Below are 25,217 nucleotides of genomic sequence, written 5' to 3'. Positions count from 1 at the left end.
CAGGAGCAGACACAATATGTCAGCATCAGACCTTCTCTCGATCGGTGAAAAAGCAAACGCCATTCCGCTGCGGCTTATCGGCCCGGACGACCTTGGTGCACTGGGGGAGAAGGAACGCGCCTGGGCCAAGGCCATGCGTTTTGAGGCTGACGCAGGCAAGTTCCTGATTGTCCCGGGTGATGCAGGCGCTGCCATGATGGTGCTGGTGGGCACCGGCGGCGTCGCTGTCACCCCATGGACACTCTCGGAAGCCGCCGCCGCCCTGACAGAAGGGGACTACCGGCTTGAAGGCACGCCCCCGGAAGACGCCGGGCTGATGTCGATCGGCTGGTGTCTCGCACAATACCGGTTTGGCCGCTACCGCGCCCACACCGACAACCAGCCCCGCAACCTTATTCTGCCGGAAGGCAGCTGCCTTGACGTCGCGACGGCTTTCGCCGACGCATCCGCAATGGTGCGTGACCTTGTAAACACCCCGGCGGAAGATATGGGGCCGGCGCATTTGCAGGATGCCGCCGAAGGGCTGGCGGAAGAATTTGGCGGCAGCTGTTCCACCATCGTGGGCGACGACCTGCTGGACGAAAATTTCCCTGCCATCCACGCGGTTGGCCGCGCCGCCGCTGAGGGCCGCGAACCACGTCTGATTGACCTTAACTGGGGCAATGAAGGCCCTAAACTGACACTCGTGGGCAAGGGTGTATGTTTCGACACTGGCGGACTTGACCTCAAACCCGCGTCAGGCATGCTCCTGATGAAAAAAGACATGGGTGGGGCCGCCCACGCACTGGCATTCGCGCGCCTTGTTATGTCCACCGGCCTTAAAGTACAGCTTCGGGTGCTCATCCCGGCGGTTGAGAACGCTGTGGATGGCAACGCATACCGCCCCGGCGATGTGGTAATGACGCGCAAGGGCCTAAGTGTAGAAATCGGCAACACGGACGCCGAAGGCCGCGTGGTGCTTTGTGACGCGCTGGCGCTGGCGGGCGAGGACACGCCAGACCTGCTGATGGATTTCGCCACCCTCACCGGTGCGGCGCGTGTGGCCCTAGGCCCAGACCTGCCCGCCACCTACAGCAATAGCGACAGCCTGTGGGCCGCCCTTGAAGGTGAAGCAAACCTGGCGCAGGATCCCTTGTGGCGCATGCCGCTGTGGGCACCATATGACGCCATGCTCAAAAGCGATATTGCGGACCTCAACAACACGGCAGACGGACCGTTTGGGGGGTCAATCACCGCCGCGCTCTACCTGCAGCGGTTTGTGGAAAAGACCACGCCGTGGGTACATTTTGATGTATTCGCATGGTGCCCAAGCCCGAAACCCGGCCGTCCAAAAGGCGGGGACGCGCAAGGCCTAAGAGCATGTTATGGCGCCGTCAAAAAATTCTTGCAGCTTGACGACTAAGCCAACAGAGGGCAGTCTTTGCATCAAGCCCGTGTAGCGTTTTCGGGGATCATTCCGGTAAGGGAACGGAAACAGTGGCCGAGAAAACGAACCCGCGCATGCTAAAAATCTGGCACACCGCCAACCTGAATGGTGTGCGGTCCGATGAGCCAGATTTGACCATGCGGCAGATGACCCTTCTGTTGACCGTCTATATGACGAGGGACCCGCATACGGTTCGCGGCCTGGCCGCCAGAATGGATGTGACCAAGCCCGTGATTACTCGCGCGCTGGATACGCTTGGCCGCATGGGCCTTATCAAACGCAAACGTGATGAGAGCGACCGCCGCAACGTATTGGTGCAGCGTACTGTAAAGGGTGCCGTATATCTGAGCGAGGTGTCCGATCGGATTTTGGCTGCGGAAAAGCTGGTGGACCAGGACGAAGGCGACTATGAATGACCTCCTGCATCCGTTTGGCCTGCCTCCGCTTCATGACCCAGAGCAGATCCTCGACAGCAACCCCCATCTGTTGCACGCCAGCCGTATCGACGGTGTAATCGCGCGCCCCATCACGCCCATCAAATCCGAGCCCGAGTCCGCGTCACAGACGCTGAGCGAGGCACTATACGGCGAGCCTGTTCAACTGATCGCGGAAGCGCCGGGCTGGTGGTTTATCATCTCCATCATTGATGGCTATATGGGCTGGGTATCCGAAAGCGCCGTCGCCGATTATGAGATATTGCCCACGCACCGGGTCCACGCTCCCCTTACACATGTGTATTCGGAACCAAGCCTGAAGTCAGAGCCGGAACTCATCCTGCCAATGGGCGCTTTCGTCACCCTGCCGGGGCCGATTGAGAACGGCTTTGTCGAAACCGCGCTTGAGGGCTGGATATACGCGAAGCACCTTCAAGCCATCGGCACCGCCAACCCGCAGTGCGACCCGGTTTCCACGGCCGAACAATTTATCGGCTCCCCATATCTTTGGGGCGGGAGATCCAAGCTTGGCATCGACTGTTCCGGCCTCGTGCAATTGGCGCTGTCCCATATCGGGTTTCGCACGCTGCGCGACACCGGCCCACAATTCCGCAGCATCGGCAACTTGCTTGAAGCGGGTGAAAAACCTGTACGCGGGGACCTTGCATTTTTCCCTGGCCACGTGGGCTGGATGATTGACGGTGTGCACCTGTTGCATGCCAACGCCACCCATATGGCCGTGACCATAGACCCGGTGAACGAGGTCATTCGGTGGGTGCAGAAAGACCTTGAGCGCAAAGGTCAGGACCTTGTGCCCTTCAAAGGTTTCAGGCGAATATCATAAAAACGAAAAGAAACGGCGCACCCGGACAGGGTACGCCGCTTCCGCTCCCTTGAACGAAGCGGTAATTAGTGGTGCGCTTCTTCTTCAACGGCACCCTCTGCCGCATCTGCGGCAGCATCCGTGCTTTCTTCCGCAGCAGGTTCTTCCTCAGCAACAACTTCCGGCAATGGTGGCGGGTTGTCGTTGAAAGTGCGCAAATAGGCGATCAAGTCAGCGCGCTGCTCATCCTTGCGAATACCGGCAAACGCCATTGACGTACCCGGGAAAGTGTTTTTCGGGCTGGCGAGCCATTCGTTCAGCTTCTCGTATGTCCACATACCATCCTGACCAGACAGGGCGCCGGAATAGCCGAAACCATCAACTTCGCCAATGCCACGACCGATGACGCCGTAAAGGTGTGGGCCCGTGCCGTCCTTGCCGCCTTTTTCAACAGTGTGACAGCTTTTGCATTTGGCGAACTGACGCTCGCCTTTACCGGCATCAGCCGTCTGCAGCAATTCCGCCAGCGATGGGCCTTCTTCCACAACTTCTTCAGCACCATCATCAGTGGCAACTTCAATCGTGAAGGACGGCTTGTGGTCTTCTTCATGGAACACGCCTTCCGACACTATTGAAATAACCATGATCAACAGTGCGGACGAAAGGATGGCCGCAAAAATTTTGTTCGATTCTAAGGACACAGGCTCTTCTCCTTGCAGGCGAGCAATCCGGATAACAATGGCCCGCCCCTTATTAACCCTGACAGACGCAGACCGGTAATTCGGGCGGACAATAGCCGCTCACATGACTGATTTTCAAGTCGTCATTTACACGAATTTCGCTTCTCGAGGCAAAAAACAGCATTTTTTTTATCCACAAACCATGAGGCATATGCGCGCAGGGGCTTTTCAGACACTTAGCGCGTTGACTTGGCCAACCGCCGTTGGCACAAGGTTTGTTCATTTATTTCAAAAATGGCCGGACGAGTAAAATATCATGACAAGGCAATCTTCAGCCGCACAAGCCAACCCCGCCAACAGGATTTCCTTTCAGGGGGAGTTGGGCGCTTATTCCCATATGGCGTGCGTCGCCAAGTTTCCTGATATGGATGTGCTGCCCTGCCCCAGCTTTGAAGATGCCCTCGCAGCAGTGCAAAATGGCGCCGCACGGCTGGCGATGATTCCCATTGAAAACTCAACGGCAGGACGGGTCGCCGACATCCACATACTGTTGCCCGACAGCGGCCTGCATATCGTTGGTGAGCATTTTGAAGCTATCCGGCATTGCCTCTTGTGCAGCCCGAATGCGACAGAAGAGACGCTGAAACGGGTGACAAGCCATGTGCAAGCCATCGGACAGTGCCGCAAGAACTTGCGCGCGATGGGGCTTGAGCGCGTGCCGTTTGCGGATACCGCAGGCTCCGCCAAGTATGTCTCCGAAGCCGCCGATCCAAGTCTCGGTGCCATCGCCAGCGAACTCGCGGCCGAAGTATATGGCCTGAAGATCCTGCGCAGGGATTATCAGGACGAAGGCAACAACACGACACGCTTTGTGGTGTTGTCCCAGACCCCGGTGGAAGCGGAAGATTATAACGAGCCGGTCATGACCAGTTTCACCTTCGAGGTGCGCAACATACCCGCGGCCCTTTACAAAGCACTCGGCGGTTTCGCCACCAACGGTGTGAATATGACCAAGCTTGAAAGCTATTACGAATCCGACAGCTTCACTGCGACCGAATTTTATGCCGATATCGAAGGTCATGAGGGCATGGATAACGTCGCCCGTGCGATGGATGAACTCAGGTACCACACCAAACGGGTGCGCGTGCTGGGCACTTATCCGCAGGAACGCAAACGCGGCGTAAATTAAGGAGCAGCGACCATGAAGACCATCGGGCTGCTGGGCGGCATGAGTTGGGAATCCACCGCGGTTTATTACCGGCTACTCAACGAGGGCGTAAAGGCTGAACTGGGTGGCCTGCACAGCGCCAGTATCCTGATGCACAGCGTCGATTTCGCGCCCATTGCCGACCTGCAACACGCGGGCAAATGGGAAGAAGCAGGCACACTGCTCGCCGCCGCCGCCGGTAGGCTTGAGCGGGCGGGCGCTGACATGATGCTCATTGGAACCAATACCATGCATCTCGTTGCCCCTCAGGTGAGCGCCGCGATAAGCGTGCCTCTCTTGCATATCGCCGACGCGACGGCCCAGACCATCAAGGCACAAGGCATGCAGAGGGTCGGCCTCCTGGCCACACGCTTCACGATGGAGAAGGACTTTTACAAGGGACACCTTCACGACCACCACGGTATTGAGACCATTGTGCCGGACGCCAATGACCGCGAGACCGTAAACAGGGTGATTTATGAAGAGCTATGTCTTGGCGATCTCCGGGAAACTTCACGACAGGCTTACATCCGGATCATTGACAAGCTCGTCGCCGAAGGCGCCGAATGCATCATCCTTGGCTGCACTGAAATCGGCCTTCTTATAAACGAGAGCCACACCAACACCCCACTTCTGGATACCACGCGTATTCACGCGCAGGCCGCGGTCGCACTGGCAACGGCAGCTGACTAAGCCGCCTTCAGCGCCAGCGCCTTGTCCGGCATGACATAGGTTTGCCGGGCGTGGTCGCTGTCCAGTGTCTCGCGGGTATAATAGTCCTCAAGCACCGAAGGTTTACCCAGAAGGTCGGCATTCGTCTCAATAAATGCCTCAAAATCATCGCCCGCGTGCTTATGGCGGCGTTCATTAATAATCATGAGATATGCCCAGGTGATGGTCTCATGATACAGGCCATCTACGTCATGCTTGCGTGCCCAGCTTTTCAACCGCGCTGAAAAACGTTCAATCGCTTCAGCAAGTGGAAACCGACCCACATAAATCCAGCCAAGCTGTACATGGACGCGGTGGCTGAAAGCGTCCCGCGCGAGCAGGCCGCTCTCAAAGGCGCGGAAAAGGTCAAGGTCGTTCATCGTCATCTCCTTACTCTGAGAGTTTATGGCTCATGGCGGCGTCAAGATCACAGCCGTACACCACCTTGAGCACGTCAATCTTGGCGCGCGTCTCATCGGAAAATACCGGGGTCTTGCCATCAAATGCATGCAGCACAATGCCCTCCAACAAGTCACCGAGCGACATATCAAGATATTCCGCCGTACCCTTGAGAACCTTCACAAGCCGCTTTTCCATGCGGACACCGGTCTGGATTCGTTCAATCTTCATTCTCTGCACACCATGGCATGTTGGCTATATTACCAATGTACCATGGTAACATTAAGGTGACAAGGGCATGAAATTTATATGTCACAGCCCATGCCCGACACAGAAACGCGTCTCACTCTCTGGATACTAGAGTGTACTTGGGTCAGAAGGTCAGCCAGTCGCCGCCTTCGCCCTTCTCGATCACCTCGGCAAGCCCGCCGATTTCCACATGCGGGCGCGTGATGAGCGTGCCAGGGTCGATATCATGTTCCCTGAGCGCGCTGTCACAGGCGACAAACCGCACATTCAGCGCGGCGATGCCGTCCAGCAGCACGGCACTATCCGCCACGCCGCGAGCCTCAAGTGCTGCGTCCATCTCTGGCGCGGGTTCACCGTCCGATGTCTGCATGGCCTGCCAACCAGCCCGGGTGAGGAACCGAACCGCTGACTTGGAGAAAAAGAAGGTGACCGGCCGCCCCATCGCCGCAGCGGTCGCGCCGGTCATCAGCGCCATATGGATACGCTCCGCCGCACTTGAGATCATTATCAATGTCATCGGGCGTTTTGCCGGCATGTGGTTATCCCTTCCCGCAGGCGCGGCACATCGGGTCCCTGGGTAGGGCGATCTTGCGTGTCATCATTGAAAGTGCGTCCACAAGCAGGATTTTGCCCGCAAGGCTTTCACCCACCCCGGTGATTTCCTTCAGCACCTCAAGCGCCTGCATGGTGCCCAGCATACCGGCCACCGCACCCAATATGCCAAAGTCAGCACAGGTGCCCGCTTCCCGCTCAGGCGGCGCTTCGGGCAGGAAACAGCGGTAACACGGCAAACCCTCGCCCGCATGAGGCTTGAAGGTCGCCACCTGCCCCTCATAGGGACCAAGCGCTGCGGAGACGAGCGTCTTTTCAAGCGCCACACAGCCATCACTGACAATCAGCCGGGTTTTGAAATTATCACAGCCGTCAGCCACAACGTCATAATCCGCAATGATCTGCCGGGCGTTGGCAAGCGTGATACGGTCCTGATACAACTTCACAGTCACATCAGGGTTCAGCGCACGAATCGCCTCAGCGGCGCTTTCGACCTTTGCCTTGCCGATATTCTCGGTGGTGTGGATGACCTGCCGCTGCAGGTTCGACAACTCCACCACATCATCATCAATGATGCCAATGGTGCCCACGCCCGCCGCCGCCAGATACATCAGCATCGGCGCGCCAAGCCCACCTGCGCCCACGACCAGCACCTTTGAACCAAGTAGCTTCGCCTGCCCCGTTCCACCAACCTCCTTGAGGATGATGTGCCGCGCGTAACGTTCAAGCTGTTCGTCGGTAAAATCCATAATTACTTTATGCCGGTGGAACCAAAACCGCCTGCGCCGCGAGCGGTCTCGTCAAGGGTGTCAACCTCCACCCAAGTGCCTTGTGTCACAGGCGCAATGATCATCTGCGCGATGCGCATACCGCGCTCAATGGTGAACGGCTCATTCGACAGGTTCGCCAGAATAACCTTCACTTCACCGCGATAGTCGGCGTCAATGGTGCCCGGTGTATTGAGAACCGAGATACCATTCTTGGCCGCAAGGCCTGAGCGCGGCCGCACCTGAGCCTCATACCCCGCCGGGAGAGCCATCGCGAGGCCGGTGGGCACCATAGTGCGCTCTAGCGGGCCAAGGGTCACAGAGTCACCCTCACCAAGCGCGGCATAGAGATCCATGCCCGCGCTTTGTTCTGTCTCATACTTCGGCAGTTTGAGGTCGGCCCCGTGCGGCAACTTCACAACATTGATTGCCACTTTTGCGCTGGTCATATGTTTATTTTCCCTGAAATCTAGTCTTTGAGTTTATCGGCGATGCGGGCCGCGAGGCGTTTTGCCACCTCGGTCTTGTCAAGGCGCGGCCAACTCTCACTGCCGCTTTCCTCAATGATATGAATCTCGTTTGTCTCTCCGCCCATGGCACCGCCAGTGGCGGAGACATCATTGGCGACAATCATATCACAGCCCTTGCGCGCGCGCTTGGCTGTGGCGTAGTCGACCACGTTTTCCGTCTCTGCGGCGAAGCCAACCACAAGGCGCGGCCGACCATTTTTCATGGATGCCAGGCCCTTCAGGATATCCGGATTTTCCGTCAGGCTGAGGGCGGGCAGACCGTCCTTTGATTTCTTGAGCTTCTGATCCGTGCTGTTGCTGGCGCGCCAGTCCGCGACGGCGGCAACACATACTGCGGCGTCGGCTGGCAGGGCAGCCTTGACGGCGGCCTCCATCTCAAGCGCAGTCTCAACGTCTATACGGTCAACCCCAAGAGGGGTGGGACGCTCAACAGGGCCAGCCACAAGCGTCACCTTGGCGCCCAGATTTGCCAGCGCGCCAGCCAGCGCAAAACCCTGCTTGCCGCTGGAGCGGTTGGCAATATAGCGCACGGGGTCAATCGGTTCATGTGTCGGGCCAGCCGTGACCACGACATGCTTGCCCGAAAGCGGCCCGCTACCACGTTTGAAGAAAGCCTCCACCGCACCAACAATATCCATCACATCCGCAAGGCGGCCGGAGCCAACCTCGCCACACGCCAGAAGCCCGGCATCAGGCCCCACCATCATCACACCGTCCGCACCCAATTGCGCCACATTCCGGCGCACGGCGGCATGGTCCCACATCTGCGCGTTCATCGCTGGCGCGACCAAAACCGGCTTGTCGGTGGCCAGCAGAACAGTGGACGCAAGATCGTTGGCCAGCCCGCCCGCCATTTTGGCCATCAGGTCGGCGGTCGCGGGAGCAATAACAATAAGGTCGGCTTCGCGGCTGAGGCGGATATGCCCCATCTCGGCTTCGTCCTTGAGGGAAAAGAGATCCGTGTAACACTGGTCGCCCGTCAGGCTGGCAACCGACAGCGGCGTGATAAATTCCTGCCCACCCGACGTCAGCACACCGCGCACGCTGGCGCCGCGTTCCATCAGGCGCCGTGCCAGGTCAAGCGCCTTATAGGCCGCGACCCCGCCGCCGATGATCAGCAATATGCGTTTGTTTGCCAGCATCACGCTTCTCTTATCCCGTTGAATATGCCCCAGACATATAGGGTTCTTTGACTGCTCTCGCAATCACTCAGGCAAACAGCGCCAAGAAAAAGGGTGCCGCGACAAAGCCGGCAAGCACCCTTTGGAATGAGCTGGATCAGACCGTGGCAGACCGTTTGGCATCAAGGCTGTATTGCCCGGCGCCTGCGGCCATCAGCACCAGAAAACCACCTGCCATGCCAAAGTTTTTCATGAACATGCCCATTTGCATCTGGTCGGCAAAATTGGCGTGAAACATGATCGCGGTCACGCCGCAAAATCCTGCCAGCAGAAAGGCAACGACGCGGGTCTGGAAGCCAATGAGGATGGCAAGCCCCGCCAGAAGTTCAAACAAGGCTGCTGGCCAGAACAGGAAGCCAGGCACGCCCTGAGCTTCCATATATTGCATGGTGCCCGCCGGATCGCCGGTGATTTTGCCAAAGCCTGCCAACACAAAGATAAGCGCCAGCAGAACACGGCCCAAAAGATGTGCATAAGGTGTCAATTTTTCCATGGTTCCCTCCCCTAATGGAAGAAACCAGTGTCACCTAAAACGGGAAAATCCACAAGCGCGCTTAAAGCGCGAGGATTTTCAGGATAGCCGCCCCCACAACCAGACCAAGTGCAAAGGGAAACAGGCTCGACTTTGGCTTATTCTCCAGCCCGGGGTCAGGCATCGGCACTACCGGCACTTCGTCATCCGACAACCAGCGTTCAAGGCGCGCGGGCAAGCGGTCCAACAGGCGTGGCAGGGTATTGATGGCGTCCGCAAGCCGTGCTTCGGGCGACAGGTTACCCCTGATCCAGCGCTCGATCACCGGTTCGGATATCTGCCACATGTTGGCACGCGGGTTGAGGTGCAGGGCCATGCCTTCGGCCATCACCATCGTGCGCTGCAGCAAAAGAAGCTGCGGCTGGGTCTGCATGGAAAAACGCTCGGTGGTAGCAAAAAGCTGGGCCAGAAGCTGGCCAGCCGAGATTTCCTCTACCGGCAGGTCCATGATCGGGTCAGCAATCGACCGCATGGCCTGCGCAAATTCCTCAAGGCTCTGGTCTCTGGGTACATAACCCGCGTCAAAGTGAATTTGCGCCACGCGACGATAGTCGCGGCGAATAAATCCGTAAAGAATCTCGGCAAGGAACCGCCGCTCAAGTTTCGACAGCCGCCCCATGATACCAAAATCGATGGCAACTATGGTGCCGTCTGCCTGCACAATCAGGTTTCCCTGGTGCAGGTCGGCATGGAAAAACCCGTCCCTCAGCGCTTGTGTGAGGAATACTTGCACAACACGGGCCCCAAGGGCAGTCAGGTCATGCCCGGCGGCTTCAAGTGCTGCCCTGTCTGCCAGACGCACACCCTCCACCCATTCAAGTGTCAGCACACTTCTGGTCGTGTGGTCCCACTCGATTTTCGGCAAGCGGTAGCCACTTTCGCTGGCCATATTTTCCTTAAGCTCAGCCGCTGCCGCCGCTTCAAGGCGCAGGTCCATCTCCCTGAGCACCGTCTCGCGCACCTTTGCCACAACCTTGGTAAGGCGCAGGCGTTGTGCCTCCCGCACATGACGTTCCGCCAGTTCCGCCAGCCATTCAAAAAGCCTGAGATCACGGGTAAAACGCGCCACCACATCGGGGCGCAATACCTTAACCGCAACAGGCAACCCCGCCGTCGTTACCGCCTTATGGACCTGCGCGATGGAAGCCGCCGCCACTGGTTTCTCTTCAAACGCGCTGTAATGGTCTGTCAGGCTGCCGCCCAGTTCACGCTCAATTGTTTCTTTTGCCTTGGCAAAGGGAAACGGCGGCAAGCGGTCCTGCAAGGTGCTGAGCCCTTCAGCCAGTGGCCGTCCCACAAGGTCCGGTCGGGTCGCCAGTGTCTGTCCGAGCTTGATGTAAGCAGGCCCCATGGCGGCCAGCGCAAGGGCAAGACGTTCGCCGTCCGCATTCGGCAGGCCGCGGCGGCGAGGGATATAAAAGGTCAGGCAGCGCAAAAACTTCGGTGCCCAGTCGGGCACCAGCTCAATACCTGCCAGCGCGCGGATCGCACCGTAGCGGCGCAAGCCAGCAGCAAGCAGATAAAGCTGTAATAAATAGCGAAGCGTCAGCACACGCGTCCCCTCAAATCCGGGTGCCGGTATGGATGGCCACGACCCCGGCCGACATGGTGCGATAGCCCACGCGGCTAAAACCTGCCGCCCTGATCATGTCCACAAAGCGGTCAGGCGCGGGGAAACGGCGGATCGATTCGACCAGATACTGGTAACTGCCGGCATCGCCCGTGATCGCCTTGCCCATTTTAGGAATCATGTTGAAGCTATAGCTGTCATAGGTGCTTTGCAGCACCGGCACCACTTGTGGGCTGAATTCAAGGCAGAAGAACTTCGCACCCGGTTTCAGCACGCGGTAAGCTTCCGCCAGCGCTTCCTCAATGCGCGTTACGTTCCTGATCCCGAAGGCGATGGTATAGGCATCCTTGCTGCGATCCTCGAACGGCAGCTTCTGTGCGTCCCCGCATACAAATTCCGCCCTGCCAGCATAGCCGTTATCCGAAGCGCGCTCACGGCCAACCCGCAGCATCTCGGCATTGATGTCACATACGGTCACCTGTCCGCCTTCGCTGGCGTCCAGGAAGCGGAAAGCAATATCACCGGTGCCGCCCGCCACATCCAGCAGATGCATGCCGGGGCGCGGGTTGATGCTGTTGATCAGCGAGTTTTTCCAAACCCGGTGCACGCCCATGCTCATGGCGTCGTTCATCACGTCATATTTATCGGCGACAGAGTTGAAGACACCGCGCACCATGGAGGCTTTTTCTTCCTCACGCACGGTCCTGAAACCAAAATGCGTGGTCGAATCGGTGGCGGCTGCGCCGGTTTGGTCGTCTTTGCTGCTTGACATCATGCCATCGGCCCTGTTGCTTGTGATGCGGCGATTTCGGCGGACCATAGCCCAGCAAGGGGCTGGATTGCCAGCGCCCTTTTATCTCTATGCCTTTAAGCCGCTGAGGGGAACGCGACAAAATGCCCGAATTGCCTGAGGTTGAAACGGTCCGGCGCGGCCTGTTGCCCGCCCTCGAGGGGGCAACGATTGCCGAGGCGTTGGCACGCGTCCGCAAGCTCCGCTTCCCGGTCCCCTCCGATTTCAGTACACGGCTGGCTGGCAACCGTATTGAGCGCCTCACACGGCGGTCCAAATATATCCTGATGGAATGCGAGGACGGCCTGGTGGTGATTCTGCATCTTGGCATGTCAGGCCGGGTGACCATTCATGATGCTGCAAACGCCCCGGAAATACTTGAGAAACACGACCATGTGGTGCTGAAAACCACAAACGGCACACACGTTATTTATAATGATGCGCGGCGCTTCGGCCTGATCCTGTTCAGCGACCGGGAAACAATTGCAGATCATCCGCTGATCCGCGACATTGGACCCGAGCCGCTGGGCAATGAATTCAACATCGATGTCTTGAACGCGAGGCTCATGGGCCGCAAGTCCAGCATCAAGGCCGCGCTTCTGGACCAGAAGCTGGTGGCTGGGCTTGGCAATATTTATGTCTGCGAGGCTTTGTGGCGCGCGGGAATTCATCCATCTCGCCAAGCACTTACGGTCGCAGGCAACGACGCCGCGCGGCTTGTGCCCATCATCCGTGACGTGCTGACGGAGGCAATTGCCGCCGGGGGTTCCACCTTGAAGGACTATGTCCAGACCAGTGGCGAGCTGGGCTATTTCCAGCACAGCTTCAAGGCTTATGGCCGCGAAGGTGAGGCCTGTTCCAAACCGGAATGTGGTGGTACGGTGATGCGAATCGTCCAGCAGGGTCGCTCCAGCTTTTACTGCGAAACCTGCCAGAATTAGGAGCCAGAACTGTGCGAAAACTGTGCGTGATATGTGCGATAATTGTGCCGGTTTTGTGCAACGCCGCCTACGCGCAGAACGACGTTTTTCTGGAAGGCCTGCCGGATGTGCCCCAGCTTGAAATGGTCATCGCCATTGAAGGTGATCCGGTGATTTTCGACACGCCATCCGGCACGGTGGCGGAATATACCTTTCTGCTGTCCGGCACCAGCGACGATGCCATCAAAGCCTATAACGCGGCGCTGACGGGACTCGGCTGGGCCTGCATACAAAACGCGGAAGCGATGACCTGCGCCCGGGAAGAGAATCGGCTGGTTTTCACCAAACCCGAGGAAACACCGAAAGATCACCGCATCATCTTGCGCCTTGAACCCGTGGAATGACCATATGTGGCGGGCTCCGACAGCCTTTCCATAAAGGTCTTTTCAAACCGGTCCAAGAGCAGTAGGAGTCTCGACCGACAGTCAGATCAAGAAAAGGCTGATTAATGACTTTTGAAACGATTCTGCTCGACAAGCAGGAAGGTGTTGGACTGATCACGTTCAACCGCCCCGACGCGCTGAACGCGCTCAACAGTACACTTCTGGGAGAACTGGGTGACGCGCTTCTGGCGCTGGACGCAGACGACGAAGTGGGTGCGATTGTTGTCACCGGCAGCGAAAAAGCGTTCGCCGCAGGTGCCGACATCAAGGAAATGTCGGAACTCACCTTCGCGGACGTCGCGAAAAGCAACCTGTTTGGCGGCATCAATGATATTTTTGCGCGCGTGCGCAAACCGGTTATCGCCGCGGTGTCAGGCTACGCGCTTGGCGGTGGCTGCGAGATTGCCATGGCGTGCGACTTCATTGTGGCGGCCGACACTGCAAAATTCGGCCAACCGGAGATCAAGCTTGGGGTCATCCCCGGCATTGGGGGTTCCCAGCGCCTGACGCGCCTTGTCGGCAAGTCGAAGGCGATGGACATGATGCTCACGGGCCGCATGATGGGCGCCGAGGAAGCCGAGCGGTCCGGCCTTGTCAGCCGTATTGTGCCGGTGGACGACCTGCTGGACAAGGTGATGGAAATCGCCAGCGGCATCGCAGGGCTTTCGGCCCCAAGCGTGGCCTTGGCGAAGGAAGCAACCAACCGCGCACTTGAAACAAGCCTGGCGGAAGGCCTTCTGTTTGAACGCCGGGCCTTCCACTCGCTTTTTGCGACCGAAGACCAGAAGGAAGGCATGAACGCCTTTATCGAGAAACGCCAGCCGCAGTTCAAAAACTGCTGAGGGCACCGGAGACAGGGAAGAAGGCCAGCGATCCCTTAAGTTTTCTGGCCTTCGACTATTGACGCAGCTTCAGAAGCGGTATATAGACCCGACCTCGAATTCATACGCGGTTGCCCCGAGTGGTTGAGGCGGCCCGGACAAATAGAAGAAAGCAAGGACACTTAAGCGCCGGACGACAAACGGGGCGCGGGTCCGCAAAAGGTTAAAGAAGAAAATGGCAAATTCTGTACAAGCCAAGAAACGCATTCGTCAGAACGAAACACGTCGTATCGTGAACAAGTCCCGCGTCAGCCGTATCCGCACTTTCGTGCGCAAGGTTGAAGAAGCGATTGCTTCCGGCGACAAGGCGGCTGCTGGTGAAGCTCTTAAAAGTGCACAGCCTGAAATCATGCGCGGTGTTACCAAAGGCGTTCTTCACAAGAAGACAGCGTCACGCAAGGTTTCTCGTCTGTCCGCTCGCGTTAAGGCGCTTGCATAAGACATCCGCTTAAGGGGCGGCCCGCCGTTCCCGATTCGCCCCAAGGCAAGCGATGAAAAAGTTGAAAAGCTGCACCTATTTGGTGCGGCTTTTTTTGTTGCTTGAATGTTCTGCGAACAAAAAGAGCACAGGATATTATCGGTTTCACGGTGAAATCAACATCTTGTAGCGCCGCCTGAATCGCGCCATAGGGCTGTGAATTTAATTGCTGTCAAGCGATAGAATCGGTTGTGAGGGAGGGGGTGCGGCTGTACATTCCTTCCTTACGCGGTGGGCCGGTCGGGCGCCTTACCTTCTCTTTCAGAGAGAGCAGCCCGAATGTGGTTCAGGCCCCAGGCAACGCTAGAGTTTGATGCGATAGTTATTGAGCTGGGATCACGCCACCGCCTTTGAAAATAGCAGATCGGGACATCCGTGCCCTCGGCTGGCGCTACGCTCTCCTTTTGAGCAAATGCATTGTTACCAGCACCGCTGCAAGTGTGTTTGCGGCAAGGGAAGTGGTTGAACCAGTGTCGGGCAGGACAAGTATTGTGTTTGGTGTAAAAGGAGATAATTGCCCGATGTCGCAGAGGGAGCAAGATACCATGGGGGCTACCGGGGGGGTCGCATCCACGCTGAACCAAGAGCTTGATCAATCACCATGGCCACGGGTCTGTGAGAAGTTCAAACATGAATTCGGCCAGCATGCGTTTACTACATGGCTTGGACAATTGGGGTTTAATGGTATCGATGGCGGCACCGCTGAGCTGACGGCACCAACCAAATTTGTGCGCGACTGGATTCAGCGCCACTATGCACCGCGTCTCAAGGACTTTTTCTCAAGCGAGGATCCGCGCGTCAAAGCGCTGACCATTCGCCTTGCCACCCGCGACACGCAGCGAAACGGCACCCCAGCACCGGCACCGGCCGCAAAAGCCGAGCCAGCGGATACCGGCATTGGTGCGCGCTCGAGCGAGAGCAGCGCGCTTGATCCGAAATATACCTTCGACAGCTTTGTGGTCGGCAAATCGAATGAACTGGCCTATGCTGCCGCCAAACGCATTTCCGAATCCGGTGAGGTGGCCTTTAACCCCTTGTTCCTGCACGGTGGCGTCGGGCTTGGCAAAACCCATCTGATGCACGCGATTGCATGGGAAGTGCGCCGCAATACGCCCGAGAAACGCGTGGTCTATATCTCGGCCGAAAAATTCATGTTCGAATTTATCGCCGCGCTGCGCTTCAAGGACACCCACGCCTTCAAGCAGAAGTTCCGCGCGGTCGACCTCCTGATGGTGGATGACGTACAGTTCATCGCCAACAAGGAAAGCACGCAGGAAGAATTTTTCCACACCTTCAACGCGCTTGTGGACAACCGCTGTCAGGTGGTGATTACCGCCGACCGGTCGCCAACCGACCTTGAAGGCATCCAGGAACGCATCATCAGCCGCCTTGGCTGGGGCCTTGTGGCGGATATTCACCCGACCGACTATGAACTTCGGCTTGGCATCCTTCAGTCGAAGGCGGAACAGTCCAGAAACGTGATAGTGCCCGCCGAGGTGCTTGAGTTCCTCGCCCGCCGCATCACCTCGAATGTACGCGAGCTTGAGGGCGCGCTGAACCGTGTGATGGCCTATGCCACCCTCGTGGGCCGCCCCATCACCATGGACATGACCCGCGATGTGCTGCAGGACCTTATCCGCGCCAATGACCGCAAGTTGACAATTGACGAGATCCAGCGCGCGGTGGCGGACTATTTCAACCTGCGGCTGGCAGAAATGCTGTCGGAACGGCGCGCGCGCAACATCGCCCGCCCACGACAGATCGCCATGTATCTGTCGAAACAACTCACCAGCCGCAGCCTGCCGGAGATCGGTCGCCGCTTCGGCGGACGCGACCACACAACGGTCATGCACGCGGTCCGGAAGGTCGAGGACCTGCGCCGCGACGACAGCCAGATGGACGACGACATCACCCGCCTGAGCCGCATGCTGGAGGGCTAGAACAAAGCCCCCCGCCCCCAGGCAAAAAGCGCTGGTGCGACTCGGCTGTTTTCCTTCGATTCCGCGCTCCAAAAAAAAGAGCCTTTTTGGCGCTTTTTAGTTTGGTTTGAGCGCCAAAATCGCTATTGTTCCCTATGAATTAAATCCTCATGGCTTCGGGTGGTTATCACCCATCTTCAGGCTGGCAACTGGGAGGCGGTTGGCGGCAGGGGAAAAGTACCCAAAACGGGACAAGCGATGAGGCGGGAGTGTCCGGCACGGGGCCATACTATCCGGGGCCGGGAGAAACAGTCAGACAAGAAGAATTATCCATGAAAGTCACTATCGAGCGGAATTCCCTTCTCAAGACACTGGGGCACGTGCAGTCAGTGGTCGAGCGCAGGAATACGATCCCCATCCTTTCAAACGTGATGATGGAAGCAGACGGCGACACGGTCTCCATGACAGCGACCGACCTTGATATCGCCATCGTCGAGCGCACCAAAGCCAACGTGGCTCAGGGCGGTGCCATTACCGTACCGGCCCATACGCTGTTCGACATCGTGCGCAAGCTGCCTGACGGCTCAGAGGTTGAACTGACCGCCGAGGACAACGACCGCCTGATCGTGAAGGCCGGCCGCTCGCGTTTCACGCTCGCCTGTCTCGACAAGGAAGATTTTCCGGTGATGAGCGAAGGCGACATGCCGCACCGCTTCGAACTGGCGGCGGCTGAACTGAAGCGCCTCATTGACAAGGCCCGCTTCGCGATCTCTACCGAGGAAACCCGCTATTACCTCAATGGTATCTACCTGCATGTGGCCAATACCGAAGACGGTGCGACCCTGCGGGCTGTGGCGACCGACGGCCACCGCCTGGCGCAGGTGGAACAGGACGTACCCGAAGGCGCTGCTGGCATGCCCGGTATCATCATCCCGCGCAAGACAGTTGGCGAGGTCAGGAAACTGATCGACGAGTTTGAGGGCGCGGTGCAGGTTTCGCTTTCCGACACCAAGATCCGCTTTTCCTATGACGGTGCGGTTGTCACCTCGAAATTGATCGACGGCACGTTCCCGGACTATAGCCGTGTCATCCCCAAGGGGAATGACAAGATGCTGGAGATGGACTGCCGCCTGTTCGCGGAGGCAACCGACCGGGTCTCCACCATCAGTTCCGACAAGACACGCTCCGTGAAACTGTCGATTGCGGAGGATACCCTCACACTTTCCGTCAACAGCCCGGATAGCGGCACCGCGACGGAAGAGCTGGCGGCATCCTACGGTGCTGACGCGCTGGAGATCGGTTTTAACAGCCGCTATCTGCTCGACATCCTCGCGCAGGTCGAGGGAGAGACGGTGCAGGTTTTCCTTGCTGACCCATCTGCGCCGACGGTGCTCAAGGATATGGTTGATGCGGGCGCACTATACGTTCTGATGCCGATGCGGGTCTGATCGCTGGCCTCCCTCCCTATATGGTTTTGACCCGCCAGAAAATAAACAGGATGAGCATTCGCCTTGAAACGCCACACCCCTTTTGCTGCCTTGCTACTGGTGATGAGCCATGGCTGACGCGGTAGAGACGTGGGCTGATATGCCCCGGCAGGGTGTGTATGTGGAGAGCCTGATGCTCACCAACTTCCGCTCCTACGCACGGGTGAGCGTGAAGCCACAGGGACAGTCACCCCTTGTGGTGCTGACCGGCGAAAACGGTGCAGGCAAAACCAACGTGCTTGAGGCGCTCAGCTATCTGGCGCCCGGGCGGGGGCTTAGGCGCGCAACGATCAGTGAAGTGGCCAAACAGGGCAGCACAAGCCCGTGGGCCGTGTCTGCCGTGCTCGATCTCGCGGGTGACAGCGTGAAGGTGGGCACAGGCCAGGATATGGGCGGTGACGCAGCAGGCAGCAAGCGCCTTGTGCGTATTGATGGCCAGGCCGCCCCCAACAGCAATGTGCTGGGTGACCGCTGGGCGGTGACATGGCTGACGCCGCAGATGGACCGGCTGTTTATCGAGGGGCCATCCTCGCGCAGGCGCTTCCTCGACCGGCTGGTGCTGGGCCTTTATGGGGACCACAGCCGTCAGGTTGGCGCCTATGAGCGGGTGATGCGCGAGCGTAACCGGTTGATGAGCGACAAGGGCCACCGCGCCGACCCGGCATGGCTAAGCGCGATTGAAGCGCGCATGGCAGAGCATGCCGTGGCTGTCGCCACCGCGCGGCTTGACTACGCGGGCCAACTCGCGGGCCAGCTCGCGGAGGCCGATGATGGCCCGTTCCCCAAGGCGGAACTGGCGATCGATGGCTGGCTCGAGGGGTTGCTGGCGGACGGCATGGCTGCGGTGGAGGCCGAAGCCGCCTACCGCGACAAGCTGATGGCTGGTCGGGCGCGCGACATGGCCTCTGGCCGCACGTTTGAAGGCGTGCACAGGACCGACCTTGTTGTCACGCATGCGCCCAAGGCCATGCAGGCCGACCTGTGTTCTACCGGGGAGCAGAAGGCGCTCCTCATCGCGCTGGTGCTGGCAAATGCCAAGCTCCAGTCCGCCATTAAGGAGCAGGCGCCACTGATGCTTCTTGACGAGATTGTTGCGCATCTGGACGGGGACCGCCGTTCTGCGCTGTTTGAGGCACTGGCAGCCCTTGGTGGCCAATGCTGGCTAACCGGCACCGACCGCAGCCTGTTTGAGGCGCTCGAGGGCCGGGCGGAATTTTTTGATGTGCGTGACGGTGCGATCCAACCGTCCCACGGGTAAAACGATGAAGGGTCGAAGGCATGAGTGAAGAAATGACAAATACACCGGAACAGGAATATGGTGCGGATTCGATCAAGGTCCTCAAGGGGCTTGATGCCGTGCGCAAACGTCCGGGCATGTATATCGGCGACACCGAAGACGGCTCCGGCCTGCACCATATGGTGTTCGAGGTATCGGATAATGCTATCGATGAGGCGCTGGCGGGCCACTGCGACCTTGTGACCATGACTCTCAACCCGGACGGCAGTTGCACCGTGACCGACAACGGCCGCGGTATCCCGACCGATATCCACGAGGAAGAAGGTGTCTCAGCGGCCCAGGTGATCATGACCCAGCTCCATGCGGGCGGCAAGTTCGACCAGAACAGCTATAAGGTTTCTGGTGGCCTGCACGGTGTGGGGGTCTCGGTTGTGAATGCACTTTCTGACTGGCTTGAGCTCCGGATCTGGCGTGGTGGCAAAGAGCATTATATGCGCTTCGAGCGCGGCGAGCCGGTTGCCGACCTTGTTGTTGTTGGTGATTCGGGTGGTAAAAAAGGCACCAGCGTGACCTTTATGCCGTCCCTCAATACGTTCAAGTTTGTCGAATTTGACTTCGACCGGCTGGAGCACCGCTACCGGGAGCTCGCCTTTCTAAACTCAGGTGTTCATATTCTACTGCGCGACAATCGCCACGCGGATATCAAGGAAGTGGACCTTTTCTATGAAGGCGGCATCACCGCCTTTGTGAAATATCTCGACCGCAACAAATCAAGCCAGATTGGTGAGCCCATCACCATCATGGGTGAAAAAGACGGCATCACCGCAGAAATTTCGCTGCAGTGGAACGACAGCTATCATGAAAATGTGCTGTGCTTTACTAATAACATCCCGCAACGCGATGGCGGCACACACCTAGCGGCCTTCCGCGCCTCGCTCACCCGCACGATCAACACCTATGTCAACGACAGCGGCCTAGCCAAAAAAGCCAAGGTCTCGCTTGCGGGTGATGACGCGCGTGAGGGCCTCACCGCTGTGGTAAGTGTAAAAGTTCCGGACCCGAAATTTTCCAGCCAAACCAAGGATAAACTGGTTTCATCCGAAGTGCGCCCCGCCATTGAGGGACTGGTGAACGAGAAGCTGGCCGAATGGTTTGGCGAGCACCCGACAGAATCGCGCATGGTGATCCAGAAGATCATCGACGCCGCCACCGCACGCGAGGCCGCCCGCAAGGCGCGGGAGTTGACCCGCCGCAAGGGCGCGCTTGATATCGCGTCGCTGCCCGGCAAGCTCGCCGACTGTCAGGAACGTGACCCGGCACTCTCCGAGATCTTCATCGTTGAGGGTGACAGCGCCGGTGGTTCCGCCAAGCAGGGCCGGAACCGGAAAAACCAGGCCATCCTGCCGCTCAGAGGTAAAATCCTCAATGTCGAGCGTGCGCGTTTTGACCGCATGCTGGCGTCAAACGAGATCGGCACCCTGATCACCGCACTCGGCACCGGCATCGGGCGCGAAGACTTCAATGTCGAGAAGCTCAGGTACCACAAAATCATCATCATGACCGATGCGGACGTCGACGGCGCACACATCCGTACCCTTCTCCTCACCTTCTTCTACCGGCAGATGCCGGAAGTGGTGGAACGCGGCCATCTCTATATCGCACAACCCCCACTCTATAAGGTGGGCCGCGGCAAGTCTGAGGTTTATCTCAAGGACGACAAGGCGCTGGACGATTATCTCCTTAACCAGGGTACATCAGACGTGGTGATCACTGATTCAAGCGGTTCACAGCATGCAGGCCCGGAAATTCAGCATCTGGCAGGCGAGGCCCGCGCCATCAAATCCATCATGTCAAATGTTCCGCAGCGTTATAATCCTATTCTCATCGAAACTATGGGCCTCCTTGGCGGGTTCGACGAAAAACTGCTTGAGGACGCCGCAGGCCGTCAGGCCATGGCGGACCGGATCGCCGACCGCCTGAACTTCCTTGTTGCCACCGACGATGAGCGCGGCTGGAGAGGCACCGCAACCGAGGATGGCGGCTATAGTTTTGCGCAGGAAGTGCGCGGCGTGATCGACATGCACAAGATCGATCCGCATTTCATCGAAAGTCAGGAAGCCCGCAGTCTCCACAAACGCATGGGCGAAGTACGCGGCCTGTTCGACCAACCGATCACCGTCATCCGCAAGGATGATGCGCAAAGCGTCGGCACACCGCTTGAAATGCTCGCCATCCTGCTCGCATTCGGTCGCAAGGGCCTCTCGATCCAGCGCTACAAAGGCCTTGGCGAGATGAACCCCGGACAGCTTTGGGAAACCACGCTGGACCCCGACGTTCGCTCGCTGTTGCGGGTGAAAGTCAGCCAGGCCGATACGGCGGATGAGATCTTTTCGAAACTGATGGGTGACGTGGTCGAGGAACGCCGCAACTTCATTCAGGACAATGCGCTCAGCGTCGGCAATCTCGACATCTAATGATTTTTGTAGGTGTCGGCTGACACATAAAGTGAGACAATTGACACATAAAGTGAGACTGAGTGACACATAAAGTGAGACAAAGTTTCGCAGAAAAGAGGCAGTTAGCGATCCGCTAGCTGCCTTTCTTGTTTCTGGGGGTTCCTACCCTGACATGTTTTATAGAGAAATCCCCGATCGGTATTACAAAACTCCCGACACCTTCCAGCCGGTCAGAATTCCACCAAGTCCGGTATGCCTTGCCCCATGATCTCCTTGACGGTGTGCGCCTGGCGATCCGGTTGAGCAGCTAGCTCCGGCTTTTGATGAATGCGGAACTTTCCTGGGTCATCAGTATCGATCTCTGCAATTCCAACCGAGTGGAGCCCCAGAGCACGGACATCGCGAATGAGAACGTCTGCGATGTCATCCTTCTCATCAACAATTACCACTCCTTTGAGAGCAACTCCTTCAAGGCAGCGTTATCGAGCATCTGATCGGCCAGAAGCTTCTTGAGCCGGGTGTTCTCCGCCTCCAGCGACCTCAGCTTCCGAGCATCGGACACATCCATGCCACCATACTTGCTCTTCCAACGGTAAAAGGTCTGCTCGGAAATGCCGCGCTTACGGACAATATCCTTCACCTTCATCCCGGCAGCATGCTCCTGCAGGATCGTAATAATCTGTTCTTCACTAAATCTTTTGCGCTTCATAAAGGGATCTCCTGACCTCGGTTTGACAGAAAACCCTAACTTTAGAAACGGCCCTATTTGCCGGGAGGAGGTCAAAACTGCACAAGCGCTCCGCGCTCCTCGATGATGACCCAGTAGTTTCGGAAAAACGTGGCACCGAAAGCGACCTCCGCCAACAATTGGTTACGCTTCCGTCGAGGGAGGGCACCGATCATGTAGCGCATGTCAAAAGCGTCAACCAGCCCTCCAAACGGGCCGAGAAGGCTATGAGTCCAGCCAACAGGCCACCCTCCCGCCCTTTCCAGAAAGGTCGGACAGCCTGATATGATCCCCAGGGGATCGAGCCTATCGATCGCGGGGAACACGCCGGATTACTTCTCGGGTGTTTCTTCTGGCGCCTCTTTCACACTTGACCGTTCAGGCTCTTGACGAACGCTATATTCTTCGACCGAAACATTCCCCTCTCTGTTCGCCCGCCTCTCCAGGATTTTTACCACATACTCAATCACAGGAAGGGGGAGTTTATTGTGCACACGACCGTGCTCTTTAAGCGGCCAGTTTTTCGTACGCCATTGGGCTGATATATTGAGGACCGGGATAGAAAAATGGCCGGCAGAGTTCGCCAGCCATTTGTTTTAGAAACCCCTACATTTTATAGGACAGGTTAACCCCGACGGTTCGTGCGGCACCATAGTGCTCTGTCCAGCCGACGCTGGTGTTGAGCGCCTGCGTCCGGAATAGTTTGTTGAAAAGATTTTTACCCCAAACCGACACCCGCCACTGCTCACCAAATGATAAGCCGATCTCTGCGTTACCCATGAAATAACCGTCTTCCATGGCTTCGTTCGGCAGACGGACTATGTCGAACCGGACACGGCTTTGATAATTCCCGGACAAGGTGATATCCGCGCTAGCATGGTCGGACACATCCCAGTTATAGCGTATCTGGCCATTGAGCGTGAGCTCCGGCGCATTCGGCAGTACGCTGCCCTCTGTCACGCCGGCAACGATGGATCTGGTCACTTTCGTGTCGATAGTGCCCACGCCAAAACGCAGATCAAGGCCTACAATGGGGCGCCACCAGATGTCCGCTTCAGCGCCCGTCACCCGCGCGTCACCCACGTTGGCGATGCCGAACAAAACACCGACCGGAGAGTCGAAAAGCGGGCCGTAAATCTGCATATCACTGTATTCATAGTGGAATACCGATGCATTCAGCTGCAGGTTGGGCTTTAGCCGGCTCTTCACTCCCAGTTCATAGGCCGTGAGCTTTTCGTCATCGAATGGTTCAAGCACTGTTGGGTCAAACGTCAATTGCCCCTGAAACCCACCAGATTTGAAGCCACGACTGACGCTTGCGTAGAGCAGGGTCTCGTCCGTAAGTTTGTAGTTAAGGCCGACCTTGCCTGACACGTTCGATGTGGAATAGTCATTTGCGACTGGCGCAAACACTTCGTTGCACCCACCAGCTGCACACAGGAAAGTCGTGGCTTCGTCGAACACTTTCTTTTCATGCGTATATCTGAGCCCGCCGATCAGGGTCAGCTTGGGCGCAAAGGTCCACTCTGCGTGCATAAACGCCGCATAGGCATCCGTGCGCTGGCGGTAGCTGTTACCAATGGTGTCCAAGCCACCAAGCCCCAGAAGCGGGAGGAGGTCCGGCGAATAGAATTCGTCCCGGGTCTGGACTTTGTCATGGGAATAAAACCCACCGCCGATCAGCTCAAGGCCTTCAGCGCTGTAGTTGAAACGAAGTTCCTGAGAATATTGCTGAACGCCATTGTCATAGGTGGCATCGAGATACGCGAGCGATGTTCCGTCTGTATCCTCGACATGGATACGGCTGAACTCCTCATACGCGCTGATGGAGGTCATGGAGACTTCCGGCGTCAGCGCCCAATTGACGGTAACAGCCGCACCGCTTGATTCAAGCTCCATATGGGGGTCATTGCCAGCGCCTGCCACCCTGGCCTGCTCGGCATACTGGTCCTCTTCCGCCGTCAGGATATTGTTCGCCTTGTATAAGGCGACGTCAGATCGGTCATAGCCCTTGTGAGCACTCAGCAATATATCCAGACTCTCGCTGGGTTTATATTCGAGCTGAAGGCGCGCATTGGTGCGGTCAACCTTGCCGATGCGGTCACCGGTCACATAATTGGTCTGCCAGCCGGAATCCTGCTGCACGGTCTGGAGGGCAAATCTGGCTGTAAGATTGGATGAAAGCGCCCCGCCTACGGCACCTTCGAAATGCCAGTTCTCATAACTGGCATATCCGGCTTCAAGCATGACATCAGTTTCATCAGACGGTTTGCGGCTGATGATATTGATGGCACCTGCGGTCGTGTTGCGACCATAGAGGTCGCCCTGAGGCCCCTTGAGCACCTCGACCCGGTCTATATCGAAAAAGCTGAAACCCAGCATAGCCGGTGAGACAAGGTATACATTGTCGACATAGATGCCAGCGGCAGGATTGTTGTTAACCGCATAATCATTGAGGCCAATACCGCGAATGCTGACATTGGTAATGCTGTTAGCGAGTACATTCTTGATCTGCACATTAGGCGTGATGCCCCCCAGGTCGACGATCGATTCCGTACCGCTTGACTTGAGTTCACTGCCCGTCACCACATTGACGGTCAAACCGACATCCTCGAAACGCTGTGCTCGTTTCTGCGCGGTGACGATAATCTCCTCCAGCACAATGCCTGAGGATGCGTCGCCCGGTTGGTCAGCCGCGTCATTTCCTGCCTGGGCGTATGCCTGCGCAGGCGCAATCATGGCCGTGCCGATCAACAGTGTGCTTAATCTCATTTTACTAATCTTGTTCATTGTTTTTCCCCTTCATGAGTTCCCCCCA

General features: G+C 57.6%; 25 protein-coding genes and 1 pseudogene. 13 read left to right on the top strand and 13 right to left on the bottom strand.

Annotation, left to right across the window (positions count from 1 at the left end):
- Positions 1–16: 16 nt before the first annotated feature.
- The 3 genes from OEU85_RS17245 (at position 17) to OEU85_RS17235 (ending at position 2,704) form a co-directional block, all read left to right on the top strand.
- The gene (locus OEU85_RS17245; RefSeq protein ID WP_262692772.1) at positions 17–1,402 is read left to right on the top strand and encodes a leucyl aminopeptidase family protein; all 1,386 of its coding nucleotides are present in this window, start codon (positions 17–19) and stop codon (positions 1,400–1,402) included.
- Positions 1,403–1,500: 98 nt separating this feature from the next.
- Entirely contained in the window at positions 1,501–1,842 is a 342-nt protein-coding gene (locus OEU85_RS17240; RefSeq protein ID WP_394805445.1) for a MarR family transcriptional regulator, read from the top strand.
- Positions 1,835–2,704 carry a C40 family peptidase gene (locus tag OEU85_RS17235; protein ID WP_262692770.1) on the top strand — a complete coding sequence of 290 codons (870 nt, stop codon included), beginning with the start codon at positions 1,835–1,837 and terminating at the stop codon, positions 2,702–2,704. The genes OEU85_RS17240 and OEU85_RS17235 overlap by 8 nt, the downstream gene beginning before the upstream one ends.
- A gap of 65 nt (positions 2,705–2,769) precedes the next feature.
- Here OEU85_RS17235 and OEU85_RS17230 read toward each other — a convergent pair whose 3' ends face one another.
- Positions 2,770–3,384, bottom strand: coding sequence for a c-type cytochrome (locus OEU85_RS17230; protein ID WP_262692769.1), 615 nt, complete (start codon positions 3,382–3,384; stop codon positions 2,770–2,772).
- 295 nt (positions 3,385–3,679) lie between these two features.
- Here OEU85_RS17230 and OEU85_RS17225 point away from each other — a divergent pair, with 295 nt between their 5' ends.
- A complete protein-coding gene (locus OEU85_RS17225; RefSeq protein WP_262692768.1) occupies positions 3,680–4,552 on the top strand; it encodes a prephenate dehydratase in 873 nt (290 codons plus the stop codon).
- 12 nt (positions 4,553–4,564) lie between these two features.
- Positions 4,565–5,263, top strand: a complete 699-nt coding sequence (locus OEU85_RS17220; RefSeq protein WP_262692767.1) for an aspartate/glutamate racemase family protein — start codon at positions 4,565–4,567, stop codon at positions 5,261–5,263.
- On the opposite strand, the gene OEU85_RS17215 is transcribed toward OEU85_RS17220, so the two are convergent.
- The 9 genes from OEU85_RS17215 to ubiE form a co-directional block, all read right to left on the bottom strand.
- Positions 5,260–5,661: a hypothetical protein gene (locus OEU85_RS17215; RefSeq protein ID WP_262692766.1), complete on the bottom strand. Its 402-nt coding sequence runs from the start codon at positions 5,659–5,661 to the stop codon at positions 5,260–5,262. The genes OEU85_RS17220 and OEU85_RS17215 overlap by 4 nt on opposite strands.
- Before the next feature lie 10 nt (positions 5,662–5,671).
- Positions 5,672–5,911 carry a hypothetical protein gene (locus OEU85_RS17210; RefSeq protein WP_262692765.1) on the bottom strand — a complete coding sequence of 80 codons (240 nt, stop codon included), beginning with the start codon at positions 5,909–5,911 and terminating at the stop codon, positions 5,672–5,674.
- A 142-nt stretch (positions 5,912–6,053) separates the two neighbouring features.
- Complete coding sequence (locus OEU85_RS17205; RefSeq protein ID WP_262692764.1) at positions 6,054–6,464, bottom strand: DsrE family protein; 411 nt, start codon at positions 6,462–6,464, stop codon at positions 6,054–6,056.
- A 4-nt stretch (positions 6,465–6,468) separates the two neighbouring features.
- Complete coding sequence (locus OEU85_RS17200; RefSeq protein ID WP_262692763.1) at positions 6,469–7,230, bottom strand: HesA/MoeB/ThiF family protein; 762 nt, start codon at positions 7,228–7,230, stop codon at positions 6,469–6,471.
- A gap of 2 nt (positions 7,231–7,232) precedes the next feature.
- Entirely contained in the window at positions 7,233–7,697 is a 465-nt protein-coding gene (gene dut, locus OEU85_RS17195) for a dUTP diphosphatase (RefSeq protein ID WP_262692762.1), read from the bottom strand.
- 20 nt (positions 7,698–7,717) lie between these two features.
- Positions 7,718–8,920, bottom strand: coding sequence for a bifunctional phosphopantothenoylcysteine decarboxylase/phosphopantothenate--cysteine ligase CoaBC (coaBC, locus tag OEU85_RS17190; RefSeq protein WP_262692761.1), 1,203 nt, complete (start codon positions 8,918–8,920; stop codon positions 7,718–7,720).
- A gap of 136 nt (positions 8,921–9,056) precedes the next feature.
- Positions 9,057–9,452 carry a DoxX family protein gene (locus tag OEU85_RS17185; RefSeq protein ID WP_262692760.1) on the bottom strand — a complete coding sequence of 132 codons (396 nt, stop codon included), beginning with the start codon at positions 9,450–9,452 and terminating at the stop codon, positions 9,057–9,059.
- Positions 9,453–9,513: 61 nt separating this feature from the next.
- A complete protein-coding gene (ubiB, locus tag OEU85_RS17180) occupies positions 9,514–11,043 on the bottom strand; it encodes a 2-polyprenylphenol 6-hydroxylase (protein WP_262692759.1) in 1,530 nt (509 codons plus the stop codon).
- Between the two features lie 10 nt (positions 11,044–11,053).
- A complete protein-coding gene (gene ubiE, locus OEU85_RS17175; RefSeq protein ID WP_262692758.1) occupies positions 11,054–11,836 on the bottom strand; it encodes a bifunctional demethylmenaquinone methyltransferase/2-methoxy-6-polyprenyl-1,4-benzoquinol methylase UbiE in 783 nt (260 codons plus the stop codon).
- A gap of 119 nt (positions 11,837–11,955) precedes the next feature.
- Here ubiE and mutM point away from each other — a divergent pair, with 119 nt between their 5' ends.
- From mutM to gyrB, 8 genes are all read left to right on the top strand, one after another.
- Entirely contained in the window at positions 11,956–12,792 is an 837-nt protein-coding gene (gene mutM, locus OEU85_RS17170; protein ID WP_262692757.1) for a bifunctional DNA-formamidopyrimidine glycosylase/DNA-(apurinic or apyrimidinic site) lyase, read from the top strand.
- An 11-nt stretch (positions 12,793–12,803) separates the two neighbouring features.
- Positions 12,804–13,175 (top strand): hypothetical protein, encoded by a 372-nt coding sequence (locus OEU85_RS17165; RefSeq protein WP_262692756.1) that lies wholly within the window; start codon positions 12,804–12,806, stop codon positions 13,173–13,175.
- A gap of 104 nt (positions 13,176–13,279) precedes the next feature.
- Positions 13,280–14,056, top strand: a complete 777-nt coding sequence (locus OEU85_RS17160) for an enoyl-CoA hydratase (RefSeq protein WP_262692755.1) — start codon at positions 13,280–13,282, stop codon at positions 14,054–14,056.
- Between the two features lie 214 nt (positions 14,057–14,270).
- Positions 14,271–14,534, top strand: coding sequence for a 30S ribosomal protein S20 (gene rpsT / locus OEU85_RS17155; protein WP_262692754.1), 264 nt, complete (start codon positions 14,271–14,273; stop codon positions 14,532–14,534).
- A 560-nt stretch (positions 14,535–15,094) separates the two neighbouring features.
- Positions 15,095–16,513, top strand: a complete 1,419-nt coding sequence (dnaA, locus tag OEU85_RS17150) for a chromosomal replication initiator protein DnaA (RefSeq protein ID WP_262692753.1) — start codon at positions 15,095–15,097, stop codon at positions 16,511–16,513.
- Positions 16,514–16,824: 311 nt separating this feature from the next.
- Complete coding sequence (gene dnaN, locus OEU85_RS17145; RefSeq protein ID WP_262692752.1) at positions 16,825–17,940, top strand: DNA polymerase III subunit beta; 1,116 nt, start codon at positions 16,825–16,827, stop codon at positions 17,938–17,940.
- Positions 17,941–18,049: 109 nt separating this feature from the next.
- Complete coding sequence (gene recF, locus OEU85_RS17140; protein WP_262692751.1) at positions 18,050–19,237, top strand: DNA replication/repair protein RecF; 1,188 nt, start codon at positions 18,050–18,052, stop codon at positions 19,235–19,237.
- Positions 19,238–19,257: 20 nt separating this feature from the next.
- Positions 19,258–21,690, top strand: a complete 2,433-nt coding sequence (gene gyrB, locus OEU85_RS17135) for a DNA topoisomerase (ATP-hydrolyzing) subunit B (RefSeq protein ID WP_317277436.1) — start codon at positions 19,258–19,260, stop codon at positions 21,688–21,690.
- A gap of 212 nt (positions 21,691–21,902) precedes the next feature.
- Here gyrB and OEU85_RS17130 read toward each other — a convergent pair whose 3' ends face one another.
- The 3 genes and pseudogenes from OEU85_RS17130 to OEU85_RS17120 all read right to left on the bottom strand — a co-directional run bounded on the left by OEU85_RS17130 (position 21,903) and on the right by OEU85_RS17120 (position 25,171).
- Positions 21,903–22,121 (bottom strand): hypothetical protein, encoded by a 219-nt coding sequence (locus OEU85_RS17130; RefSeq protein WP_262692750.1) that lies wholly within the window; start codon positions 22,119–22,121, stop codon positions 21,903–21,905.
- Positions 22,121–22,381: pseudogene (locus OEU85_RS17125) on the bottom strand (transposase); the annotation flags it as partial. The gene OEU85_RS17130 and the pseudogene OEU85_RS17125, both read right to left, overlap by 1 nt.
- 624 nt (positions 22,382–23,005) lie before the next feature.
- Positions 23,006–25,171 carry a TonB-dependent receptor gene (locus OEU85_RS17120; protein ID WP_262692749.1) on the bottom strand — a complete coding sequence of 722 codons (2,166 nt, stop codon included), beginning with the start codon at positions 25,169–25,171 and terminating at the stop codon, positions 23,006–23,008.
- Positions 25,172–25,217: the final 46 nt, after the last annotated feature.

Origin of the sequence: Kordiimonas aestuarii (assembly GCF_025574465.1) — a bacterium.
Taxonomy (GTDB): Bacteria; Pseudomonadota; Alphaproteobacteria; order Sphingomonadales; family Kordiimonadaceae; genus Kordiimonas; species Kordiimonas aestuarii.
The sequence above is the reverse complement of the archived record's forward strand: the minus strand, read 5'-3'. Positions and strand labels throughout refer to the sequence as shown.

Excerpts from the sequence above, each read along its gene's own strand:
- OEU85_RS17235 (WP_262692770.1), top strand. The coding sequence starts at position 1,835 with ATGAATGACCTCCTGCATCCGTTTGGCCTGCCTCCGCTTCATGACCCA.
- OEU85_RS17220 (WP_262692767.1), top strand. The coding sequence starts at position 4,565 with ATGAAGACCATCGGGCTGCTGGGCGGCATGAGTTGGGAATCCACCGCG.
- gyrB (WP_317277436.1), top strand. The coding sequence starts at position 19,258 with ATGAGTGAAGAAATGACAAATACACCGGAACAGGAATATGGTGCGGAT.
- OEU85_RS17210 (WP_262692765.1), bottom strand. The coding sequence starts at position 5,911 with ATGAAGATTGAACGAATCCAGACCGGTGTCCGCATGGAAAAGCGGCTT.
- OEU85_RS17200 (WP_262692763.1), bottom strand. The coding sequence starts at position 7,230 with ATGGATTTTACCGACGAACAGCTTGAACGTTACGCGCGGCACATCATC.
- dnaA (WP_262692753.1), top strand. The coding sequence starts at position 15,095 with ATGTCGCAGAGGGAGCAAGATACCATGGGGGCTACCGGGGGGGTCGCA.
- recF (WP_262692751.1), top strand. The coding sequence starts at position 18,050 with ATGGCTGACGCGGTAGAGACGTGGGCTGATATGCCCCGGCAGGGTGTG.
- OEU85_RS17225 (WP_262692768.1), top strand. The coding sequence starts at position 3,680 with ATGACAAGGCAATCTTCAGCCGCACAAGCCAACCCCGCCAACAGGATT.
- OEU85_RS17240 (WP_394805445.1), top strand. The coding sequence starts at position 1,501 with ATGCTAAAAATCTGGCACACCGCCAACCTGAATGGTGTGCGGTCCGAT.
- dut (WP_262692762.1), bottom strand. The coding sequence starts at position 7,697 with ATGACCAGCGCAAAAGTGGCAATCAATGTTGTGAAGTTGCCGCACGGG.
- mutM (WP_262692757.1), top strand. The coding sequence starts at position 11,956 with ATGCCCGAATTGCCTGAGGTTGAAACGGTCCGGCGCGGCCTGTTGCCC.
- coaBC (WP_262692761.1), bottom strand. The coding sequence starts at position 8,920 with ATGCTGGCAAACAAACGCATATTGCTGATCATCGGCGGCGGGGTCGCG.
- OEU85_RS17245 (WP_262692772.1), top strand. The coding sequence starts at position 17 with ATGTCAGCATCAGACCTTCTCTCGATCGGTGAAAAAGCAAACGCCATT.
- OEU85_RS17215 (WP_262692766.1), bottom strand. The coding sequence starts at position 5,661 with ATGAACGACCTTGACCTTTTCCGCGCCTTTGAGAGCGGCCTGCTCGCG.
- OEU85_RS17205 (WP_262692764.1), bottom strand. The coding sequence starts at position 6,464 with ATGCCGGCAAAACGCCCGATGACATTGATAATGATCTCAAGTGCGGCG.
- OEU85_RS17120 (WP_262692749.1), bottom strand. The coding sequence starts at position 25,171 with ATGAGATTAAGCACACTGTTGATCGGCACGGCCATGATTGCGCCTGCG.
- ubiE (WP_262692758.1), bottom strand. The coding sequence starts at position 11,836 with ATGATGTCAAGCAGCAAAGACGACCAAACCGGCGCAGCCGCCACCGAT.
- OEU85_RS17185 (WP_262692760.1), bottom strand. The coding sequence starts at position 9,452 with ATGGAAAAATTGACACCTTATGCACATCTTTTGGGCCGTGTTCTGCTG.
- dnaN (WP_262692752.1), top strand. The coding sequence starts at position 16,825 with ATGAAAGTCACTATCGAGCGGAATTCCCTTCTCAAGACACTGGGGCAC.
- OEU85_RS17160 (WP_262692755.1), top strand. The coding sequence starts at position 13,280 with ATGACTTTTGAAACGATTCTGCTCGACAAGCAGGAAGGTGTTGGACTG.
- rpsT (WP_262692754.1), top strand. The coding sequence starts at position 14,271 with ATGGCAAATTCTGTACAAGCCAAGAAACGCATTCGTCAGAACGAAACA.